We start from the raw sequence: 10,398 nt of genomic DNA, 5'->3' as shown, positions 1-10,398 counted from the left end.
GGACAACTAAAATTACAAATCAAAGGAGGAGCTGCAAATCCATCTCCCCCGGTAGGACCTGCATTGGGTTCCAAAGGGATCAACATTATGGAGTTTTGCAAGCAATTCAATGCCAGAACTCAGGACAAAGCCGGTAAAGTGTTGCCAGTGGTCATCACTTATTATACCGACAAGTCTTTTGATTTTATTGTTAAAACTCCACCGGTTGCAATTCAACTGTTAGAAGTCAGCAAGCAAAAAGGCGGTTCAGCAGAACCTAACCGTAAGAAAGTTGCAGAAGTTACCTGGGAACAGGTACAGGCAATTGCCACGGAAAAAATGCCCGACTTGAACTGCTTCACACTTGAATCGGCGATGCGGATGGTAGCCGGAACGGCTCGGAGCATGGGTATCGCAGTAAAAGGAGATTTCCCTGAAAATATCACTAATTAAAAAACTTCAATTGAGACATGGGTAAACTGACAAAAAATCAAAAGTTGGCTTTAAGCAAGATTGAAGTAGGGAAAACCTATTCACTAAAAGAAGCTTCGACACTGGTGAAGGAAATCACCAACACCAAATTCGATGCCTCTGTAGATATCGATGTGCGCCTCGGCGTAGATCCGCGTAAAGCTAACCAGATGGTGAGAGGGGTGGTATCCCTCCCTCATGGAACAGGTAAACAAGTAAGAGTTCTTGTATTGTGCTCTCCAGAAGCTGAAGCCGCTGCCAAAGAGGCCGGCGCAGACTATGTGGGACTCGATGAATATATCGACAAAATTAAAGGAGGTTGGACCGATATTGATGTGATCATCACTCAACCGCAGATCATGGGTAAGATTGGTGCCCTCGGCCGTATTTTAGGGCCAAGAGGATTGATGCCGAATCCCAAGAGCGGTACTGTTACTCCCGACGTGGCGAAAGCCGTGACCGAGGTAAAACAGGGGAAAATCGACTTTAAAGTAGACAAGGCCGGTATTATTCACACCTCTATTGGAAAAGTATCTTTCACGCCTGAACAGATTCGAGACAACGCAAAAGAATTTATCCAAACGTTGATCAAGTTAAAACCGACTGCGGCAAAAGGTACCTATATCAAAAGTATTTATCTTTCCAGTACGATGAGTCCGGGTATTAAAGTGGACACCAAATCGGCAGATGAATCTAACTAAAAAGAGTTTCAATCATTATGAAAAAGGAAGATAAAAAACAAATAATAGAGCAGATAGCCGCCAATCTCCAGGAGTATGAAAACTTCTACCTTACCGATATCGCGACACTTAATGCAGCGAAAACGAGTAACTTAAGAAGGGAATGCTCCAAAGCGGGGATCAAGCTGGTAGTGGTGAAGAATACCCTTTTGCAGAAAGCATTCGAATCACTCGACAGGGATTATAGTGAACTGTATCCCATTTTGAAAGGGAATACAGCCATTATGTTCTCCAACGTGGCGAATTCTCCTGCCAAGCTTATTGATAAATTCAAGGCTGACAAAGTGCCGGCATTGAAGGGTGCCTATGTGCAGGAAAGTTTCTTCATTGGAGGAAACACCTTGCAAGACCTGGTAAATATCAAGAGCAAGACAGAATTGATCGGAGATGTGATCGCACTGTTGCAATCACCTGCAAAGAACGTTATTTCCGCACTTCAATCCGGAGGCAGCACAATCCACGGAGTATTAAAGACGTTGTCGGAGAGATAACTGTCCAGTCGGGAGAGACTTGCCTGACGCAGATGGTGGATAAATCAATTAATTTACAACAAACAGAATTAGTAATCAATTTAAATAAATACAACAATGGCAGACTTAAAAAAATTTGCTGAAGACTTGGTTAACCTGACTGTAAAAGAGGTTAATGAACTGGCTGAAATTTTAAAAACCGAATACGGTATTGAACCGGCAGCCGCAGCTGTTGCCGTTGCTGCAGGCCCCGCCGCAGCCGGAGAAGCCGCTGCAGAAGAAAAAACCGAATTCGACGTAATCCTTAAGAGTGCAGGTGCGGCAAAACTTGCTGTAGTGAAAGCTGTAAAGGAACTTACCGGTCTTGGTTTGAAAGAAGCCAAGGATTTGGTCGACGGAGCTCCCAGCGAATTGAAGAAAGGTATCACAAAAGACGAAGCAGAAGCTTTGAAAAAACAACTTGAAGAGGCTGGAGCAGAAGTTGAACTTAAATAACATTTACCTAATTTAGGTTAATATGGTTAGGAATCTTCTACCTGAAGATTCTTAACCTTTTGTGTCAATATATAGTAGGTTCAAAAACTCACATCCATGTCTTCAAATAACGCCAATCAAAGAATCAATTTTGCGTCGATTACAAATCCGCTTGATTTTCCCGATTTTCTGGAAGTACAGTTAAAATCGTTCCAGGATTTTCTCCAACTCGACGCACCACCCGAAAGTAGAAAGAATGAAGGATTGTATAAGGTTTTCACGGAAAATTTTCCGATTGCTGATACCCGAAACAACTTCGTCCTCGAATTTTTAGATTACTATGTGGATCCCCCGCGCTATACCATCGATGAGTGTGTAGACAGGGGGCTCACCTACAGTGTCCCGCTGAAGGCAAAGCTGTATTTATACTGCACCGACCCCGACCACGAAGATTTTACCCCTGTCATCCAGGATGTTTATCTCGGTACGATTCCTTATATGACCGAAAAAGGTACATTTGTAATCAATGGAGCCGAACGCGTCATTGTTTCACAATTACACCGCTCTCCCGGCGTATTCTTCGGGCAAAGCATGCACGCCAACGGTACCGTACTCTATTCTGCCCGTATCATCCCGTTCAAAGGATCATGGATTGAATTCGCCACGGATATTAACAACGTGATGTATGCCTATATCGACCGGAAGAAGAAATTACCGGTTACCACCCTACTTCGCGCCATCGGTTTTGAAAGCGACAAGGATATCCTTGAGATTTTTGATCTGGCTGAAGAAGTAAAAGTAAATAAGGCTAGTCTCAAAAAAGTACTGGGACGCAAATTAGCAGCCCGTGTACTGAAATCATGGATGGAAGATTTTGTCGATGAAGACACCGGTGAGGTAACTTCCATTGAAAGGAACGAAGTGATCATTGAGCGTGAAACGGTGCTGGAACAGGAACACATCGACGAAATCATCGAATCGGGTGTAGCCTCTATCCTTCTGCACAAGGAAACGGCCAATACCTCCGACTATTCCATCATCTACAATACATTACAGAAAGATCCGAGTAACACCGAGATTGATGCCATCCGCCATATCTACCGCCAGCTGCGAAGCGCAGAACCGGCCGATGATGCCAGTGCACGTGAAGTCATCAACAATCTCTTCTTCTCGGAGAAAAGATATGATCTGGGCGACGTAGGCCGCTACAGGATTAATAAGAAACTAAATCTCGATACCGATGTCGATACACGTGTTCTTACGAAAGAAGACATGATCGAAATCATCAAATATCTTATCGAGCTGATCAACTCCAAAGCCGTGGTGGACGATATCGACCACCTCAGCAACCGTCGTGTGCGCACGGTGGGAGAACAATTATATACTCAGTTCGGCGTAGGGCTGAACCGTATGGCACGTATTATCCGTGAGAGAATGAACGTGCGCGACAATGAAGTCTTCACTCCGATCGACCTGATCAATGCGAAAACCATTTCGTCGGTGATCAATACCTTCTTCGGAACTAATGCATTGTCGCAGTTCATGGACCAGACCAATCCGCTCGCAGAGATTACCCATAAACGCCGTCTGTCGGCGCTCGGACCGGGTGGACTTTCGCGTGAGCGTGCCGGTTTTGAAGTGCGTGACGTACACTACACACATTATGGCCGTCTTTGTCCTATAGAAACACCTGAGGGACCTAATATCGGGCTTATCTCCTCACTTTGTGTCTATGCGAAGATTAACGATCTTGGATTCATCGAAACTCCCTATCGTAAAGTAGAAAATGGAGTGGTGAATATCAATAACAACGAAGTGATCTATCTTGCCGCCGAAGAAGAAGAAGACAGATTGATCGCACAGGGGAATGCACCGCTTGACGACAAGGGAAAATTCATCAATCCGCGCGTAAAAGCAAGGCAGGATGCCGACTACCCCGTGATTGCCCCCGAGGAGGTGGAACTAATGGACGTATCACCCATGCAGATCGCTTCTATCGCCGCTTCATTGATTCCCTTCCTTGAACACGATGATGCCAACCGTGCATTGATGGGATCGAACATGATGCGCCAAGCCGTCCCCCTGATGAGAACTGAATCACCTGTCGTAGGTACCGGTATCGAAGGTCAAGTGATCCACGATTCCCGTACCCAGGTGATGGCCGAAGGCACCGGAGAAATCATCTATGTAGATGCCACTACCATCAAAATAAAATACGACCGTAGCGAAGAAGAAGAATTTACCAGCTTCGAGGAAGCTGTAAAAACTTACAATATTCCCAAGTTCCGGAAGACCAACCAGAATACCACTATCGACCTGCGTCCTCTCTGCAGCGTGGGACAAAAGGTGAAAGCCGGTGACATCCTTACCGAAGGATATGCTACACAAGACGGGGAACTGGCTTTAGGCAGGAACCTGAAAGTAGCGTTCATGCCATGGAAGGGTTATAACTTCGAGGATGCCATCGTTTTGAACGAGAGGTTGGTAAGTGAAGACATCTTTACTTCTATCCACGTGGAAGAATTCTCGCTGGAAGTGCGTGAAACCAAGCGGGGAATGGAAGAACTCACTTCCGACATTCCCAACGTGAGTGAAGAAGCTACCAGAGATCTGGATGAAAGAGGTATTGTCCGGGTGGGAGCACGCATCAAACCGGGAGACATCCTGATTGGCAAAATCACTCCGAAAGGTGAATCCGATCCGTCACCCGAAGAAAAACTGCTTCGCGCTATCTTCGGAGACAAGGCGGGTGATGTGAAGGATGCTTCATTGAAGGCGTCTCCCTCGCTTAAGGGCGTAGTAATCCATACCAACCTCTTCTCCAAAGCTTCCAAGAAAGGAAAAACAAAACTTTCCAACAAAGCCCTTCTTCCCAAGCTCGACGAAGAGTATGAAGAGAAAATGGAAGAGTTGAAAAAAGTACTTATCAATAAGTTGCTCGTACTCACTGAAGGTAAAACGTCGGTGGGAGTGAAAGACTACACCAATATGGACATTGTTCCCAAGGGTGCAAAATTCACGCCCAAAGTGCTCGCTGAAATCGATTATCAGTCGATCCAGTTGAACAAATGGACGGCCGATGCACAAAAAAACGAACTTATCCGTACCACGGTAATCAACTATCTCCATCGTTACAAGGAGTTGGATGCAGAATTGAAACGGAAGCGCTTTGACTTTACCATCGGGGATGAACTCCCTTCAGGTATCATGCAGATTGCCAAAGTATATGTGGCAAAAAAACGCAAGATACAGGTAGGAGACAAAATGGCAGGACGTCATGGTAACAAAGGTATTGTATCAAGGATTGTACGACAGGAAGACATGCCTTTCCTTGCCGACGGAACAGCGGTGGATATTGTATTGAACCCGCTGGGGGTGCCTTCACGTATGAACCTCGGACAGATTTTCGAAACCGTGCTCGGATGGGCAGGACAAGAACTCGGGATGAAATTTGCGACCCCCATCTTCGATGGAGCATCACTCGAGGACCTGACCACCTGGACCGACAAAGCCGGTGTACCTGCATACGGTAAGAGTTATCTCTATGATGGCGGGACCGGGGAACGTTTCGACCAACCGGCGACCGTGGGTGTTATCTACATGCTCAAACTCGGCCATATGGTGGAAGACAAGATGCATGCCCGTTCCATTGGTCCCTACTCACTTATCACACAACAACCGTTGGGCGGTAAAGCACAGTTTGGAGGCCAGCGTTTCGGGGAAATGGAGGTTTGGGCGCTCGAAGCATTCGGTGCCGCACATATTCTTCAAGAGATCCTCACCGTCAAGTCAGATGATGTGGTAGGCCGCTCCAAAGCGTATGAAGCCATCGTCAAAGGTGAGCCGATGCCACAGACCGGAATCCCGGAATCGTTGAACGTATTACTTCACGAATTGAAAGGATTGGGTCTTAACGTCAGTCTCGACTAATAGGCAAATTAAACAAAATAACTCTTTATACTGATTAGTATATGGCATTTAGAAAAGAGAACAAAATAAAGAGTAACTTCTCAAAAATTACGATTGGTCTGGCATCACCTGAACAGATTCTGGAGAGTTCTTTCGGTGAAGTGTTGAAACCCGAGACAATCAATTACCGTACCTATAAGCCGGAACGGGATGGTCTGTTTTGTGAACGGATCTTCGGGCCGGTAAAAGACTACGAATGTCACTGCGGAAAATACAAACGTATCCGTTACAAGGGTATTGTCTGCGACCGATGCGGTGTGGAAGTAACTGAGAAAAAAGTGCGTCGTGAACGTACCGGGCATATCCATTTGGTGGTTCCGGTAGCGCATATCTGGTATTTCAGGTCGTTGCCCAACAAGATAGGATATCTTCTGGGAATCCCGACAAAAAAACTGGACTCCATTATCTATTATGAAAGATATGTAGTGATTCAACCGGGTGCATTGGAAGATCAGGTGGCAGAAAGAGACCTCCTTACAGAAGAAGAGTATCTCAATTTGCTCGATACGCTCCCAAAAGAAAACCAACTGTTGGAGGACAGCGATCCCAACAAGTTCATCGCCAAGATGGGCGCGGAAGCAATTCTCGACCTTCTGGAAAGGCTGAATCTCGACAAACTGGCCCACCAGCTGCGTCACCGTGCAAGCACCGACACTTCGCAACAACGTAAAAATGAAGCATTGAAACAATTGCAGGTGGTGGAAGCTTTCCGTGGATCCAAAAATATCAACAAGCCGGAATGGATGATCATGAAAGTGATTCCCGTCATTCCGCCCGACCTGCGTCCGTTAGTACCACTGGATGGTGGTCGTTTTGCCACGTCTGACCTGAACGACCTCTATCGTCGTGTCATCATCCGTAATAACCGTCTGAAACGTCTTATCGACATCAAGGCGCCGGATGTAATCCTGCGTAATGAAAAACGCATGTTGCAGGAAGCAGTGGACTCTCTGTTCGACAATTCACGCAAATCGAGTGCTATCAAGACCGAGTCTAACCGTCCGTTGAAGTCACTTTCCGACAGTTTGAAAGGAAAACAGGGACGTTTCCGCCAGAATCTGCTCGGTAAACGTGTGGACTACTCGGCACGTTCGGTAATTGTCGTAGGCCCCGAACTCAAGATGCACGAATGCGGTCTGCCGAAAGATATGGCAGCCGAACTTTATAAACCGTTTATCATCCGTAAGCTCATCGAAAGAGGTATCGTAAAGACGGTAAAATCTGCCAAGAAAATCGTGGACAGAAAAGAACCGGTGGTATATGATATCCTCGAGTATGTGATGAAAGGGCATCCGGTAATGTTGAACCGTGCCCCTACCCTCCACCGTCTGGGTATCCAGGCGTTCCAGCCCAAACTGATCGAGGGTAAGGCTATTCAATTGCACCCGCTTGCCTGTACGGCATTCAACGCCGACTTCGACGGTGACCAGATGGCTGTCCACCTGCCGCTCGGCAATGAAGCTATTCTAGAAGCACAATTGTTGATGCTCGCCGCACACAATATTCTCAATCCCGCCAATGGGGCACCAATCACCGTTCCATCGCAGGACATGGTATTGGGATTGTATTATATCACCAAAATCCGTCCCGGCGCAAAAGGGGAAGGGATGACCTTCTACGGGGAGGAAGAAGCCATCATCGCTTATAATGAAGGTGCGGTGGATGTGCATGCTTTGGTGAAAGTAATTGTGGATGATATTGATGAAGAGGGACACCCAATCCGTAAGATGCACGAAACCACTGTGGGACGTGTAATCACCAACGAAGCCATCCCCAAAGAAGTAGGATATATCAATGAACTGCTTTCCAAGAAATCACTCCGTGACATTATCGGAAAGGTAATCAAGACCTGTGGTGTAGCCCGTACGGCCCAATACCTCGACGATATCAAATCACTCGGCTACTACATGGCTTTCAAGGGAGGACTCTCGTTCAACCTCGAAGATGTGATCATCCCGGCAGAAAAAGAAACACTTATTGCTGAAGGATATGCTGAAGTGGAGCAGATCATGGATAACTACAATATGGGGTTCATCACCTATAACGAACGTTACAACCAGATCATCGACACTTGGACACATATCAACTCCAAGTTGTCGAATATCCTGATGAAGCAACTTGCCGAAGACGACCAGGGATTCAACTCAGTATACATGATGCTTGACTCGGGTGCCCGCGGTTCGCGCGAACAGATCCGCCAGTTGTCGGGCATGCGTGGATTGATGGCCAAACCGCAAAAGAGCGGAGCCGAAGGAGCGCAGATTATTGAGAACCCTATCCTTGCGAACTTTAAGGAGGGATTGTCGGTACTCGAGTACTTCATTTCCACCCACGGTGCCCGTAAGGGTCTCGCCGACACAGCATTGAAGACCGCCGATGCCGGGTACCTCACCCGTCGTCTCGTAGACGTTTCACAGGATGTGATTATCAACGAGGAAGATTGCGGTACTCTGCGTGGTCTGGTAGCTACCGCCATCAAGAACAACGACGAGGTGATCGCCTCACTTTACGAGCGTATATTGGGGCGCGTCTCGGTACACGATGTACAGCACCCTAACACGGGAGAAATCATTGTAAGCGCCGGTGAAGAGATCACTGAAGACATAGCGAAGAAAATAGAAGAATCACCCATCGAGCGGGTAGAAATCCGCTCGGTACTCACCTGCGAATCGTCGCACGGCGTTTGTGCAAAATGTTACGGCAGGAACCTCGCCACCGGCAGGATGGTACAAAGAGGCGAAGCGGTAGGCGTCATTGCTGCCCAGTCCATCGGCGAACCGGGTACCCAGCTTACGCTGCGTACGTTCCACGTGGGAGGTATTGCTTCCAACATCGCTGCCGAAAACAGTATTGTGACCAAGTATGATGGTACGCTCGAATTCGACGAACTCCGTTATGTGGAGACCGTGGACAATGATGGTAAACCTTATAAAGTGGTTGTGAGCCGGTTAGTGGAAATGCGTATCGTAGATCCCAATACCAAAATCGTGTTACTGGCACATAACATACCCTATGGTTCGAAGCTCTATTTCAATCAGGGAGATAAAGTAACGAAAGGCGACCTGATCTGCGAATGGGATCCGTTCAACGCAGTCATCGTTTCCGAAGCAACCGGAAAGATCAAGTTCGAAAGTTTCACCGAAAACCTTACTTATAAGGTTGAGTCCGATGAGCAAACCGGTCTGAAGGAAAAGGTGATTATCGAATCACGTGATAAGACCAAGGCACCTTCAGCACATATCGTCGATGCAGACGACAATGTCCTGCGCACCTATACCCTTCCGCTCGGATCTCACATCGTAAAGAATGAGAATGATGATATCAAGGCAGGAGACGTGTTGGTGAAAATTCCGCGCGCCGTAGGCAAAGCGGGGGATATCACGGGTGGTCTTCCACGTGTAACCGAGCTGTTTGAAGCACGTAACCCGTCAAACCCGGCAGTGGTTGCCGAAATCGACGGTGAGGTATCGTTCGGGAAGATCAAGCGTGGTAACCAGGAGATTTCCATCACCTCCAAAACCGGAGAAATGAAGAAATACATGGTTCCCCTCTCCAAACAGATATTAGTGCAGGAAAACGATTATGTACGTGCAGGTATGCCACTCTCCGACGGGGCTATCACTCCATCTGATATCCTGGCAATCATGGGACCCACTGCCGTACAGGAATATATAGTGAACGAAGTACAGGATGTATACCGCCTGCAGGGTGTGAAGATCAATGACAAGCACTTTGAGGTCATCGTTCGACAGATGATGCGTAAGGTGGAAGTGGTGGATCCGGGAGATACCCGCTTCCTCGAACAGCAACTCGTAGACAAAAACGAGATGATGGAAGAAAATGACCGCATCTGGGGCAAGAAAGTGATTGTTGATGCCGGCGACTCGCAACTGTTCGAACCGGGACAGATTGTAACCGCACGTAAGCTGCGAGATGAGAACAGCTCGTTGAAACGTCGTGACCTGAAACCGGTAGAAGCTCGTGATGCCGTTCCCGCCACTGCCAACCAGGTATTGCAGGGAATTACCCGTGCCGCGCTCCAGACAACCAGCTTCATGTCAGCCGCTTCGTTCCAGGAAACCACCAAGGTGTTGAACGATGCTGCCATCAACGGCAAAGTTGATTCACTCGAAGGTCTGAAAGAAAACGTGATCTGCGGGCACCTTATCCCCGCCGGTACCGGCCAGAGGGAATTCGACAAGCTGGTAGTCGGTTCACGCGAAGACTTCGAAAAACTGAACGCCAACAAACGTGTAAACTTATTCCAGGAGGCTACGGAAGAATAAATTCTTAGC

General features: G+C 47.3%; 6 protein-coding genes. All 6 read left to right on the top strand.

Going from position 1 to position 10,398, the window contains the following annotated elements:
- The coding region (rplK, locus tag B4G81_RS10755; RefSeq protein WP_294082362.1) for a 50S ribosomal protein L11 at window positions 1–432 on the top strand (432 nt) is incomplete at its 5' end.
- A gap of 17 nt (window positions 433–449) precedes the next feature.
- Entirely contained in the window at window positions 450–1,151 is a 702-nt protein-coding gene (gene rplA, locus B4G81_RS10750; protein ID WP_294082360.1) for a 50S ribosomal protein L1, read from the top strand.
- A gap of 17 nt (window positions 1,152–1,168) precedes the next feature.
- Entirely contained in the window at window positions 1,169–1,681 is a 513-nt protein-coding gene (gene rplJ / locus B4G81_RS10745; RefSeq protein WP_294082358.1) for a 50S ribosomal protein L10, read from the top strand.
- Between the two features lie 96 nt (window positions 1,682–1,777).
- Window positions 1,778–2,155 carry a 50S ribosomal protein L7/L12 gene (rplL, locus tag B4G81_RS10740; protein ID WP_294082356.1) on the top strand — a complete coding sequence of 126 codons (378 nt, stop codon included), beginning with the start codon at window positions 1,778–1,780 and terminating at the stop codon, window positions 2,153–2,155.
- A gap of 96 nt (window positions 2,156–2,251) precedes the next feature.
- Complete coding sequence (gene rpoB, locus B4G81_RS10735; RefSeq protein WP_294082354.1) at window positions 2,252–6,064, top strand: DNA-directed RNA polymerase subunit beta; 3,813 nt, start codon at window positions 2,252–2,254, stop codon at window positions 6,062–6,064.
- A gap of 41 nt (window positions 6,065–6,105) precedes the next feature.
- Entirely contained in the window at window positions 6,106–10,389 is a 4,284-nt protein-coding gene (gene rpoC, locus B4G81_RS10730) for a DNA-directed RNA polymerase subunit beta' (RefSeq protein ID WP_294082353.1), read from the top strand.
- Window positions 10,390–10,398: the final 9 nt, after the last annotated feature.

Source organism: Proteiniphilum sp. UBA5384 (genome assembly GCF_002410825.1).
GTDB lineage: Bacteria > Bacteroidota > Bacteroidia > Bacteroidales > Dysgonomonadaceae > Proteiniphilum.
This window is presented reverse-complemented; position numbering and strand designations above follow the sequence as displayed.

Coding starts and splice junctions, on each gene's coding strand:
- rplJ (WP_294082358.1), top strand. CDS start 1,169: ATGAAAAAGGAAGATAAAAAACAAATAATAGAGCAGATAGCCGCCAAT.
- rplA (WP_294082360.1), top strand. CDS start 450: ATGGGTAAACTGACAAAAAATCAAAAGTTGGCTTTAAGCAAGATTGAA.
- rplL (WP_294082356.1), top strand. CDS start 1,778: ATGGCAGACTTAAAAAAATTTGCTGAAGACTTGGTTAACCTGACTGTA.
- rpoC (WP_294082353.1), top strand. CDS start 6,106: ATGGCATTTAGAAAAGAGAACAAAATAAAGAGTAACTTCTCAAAAATT.
- rpoB (WP_294082354.1), top strand. CDS start 2,252: ATGTCTTCAAATAACGCCAATCAAAGAATCAATTTTGCGTCGATTACA.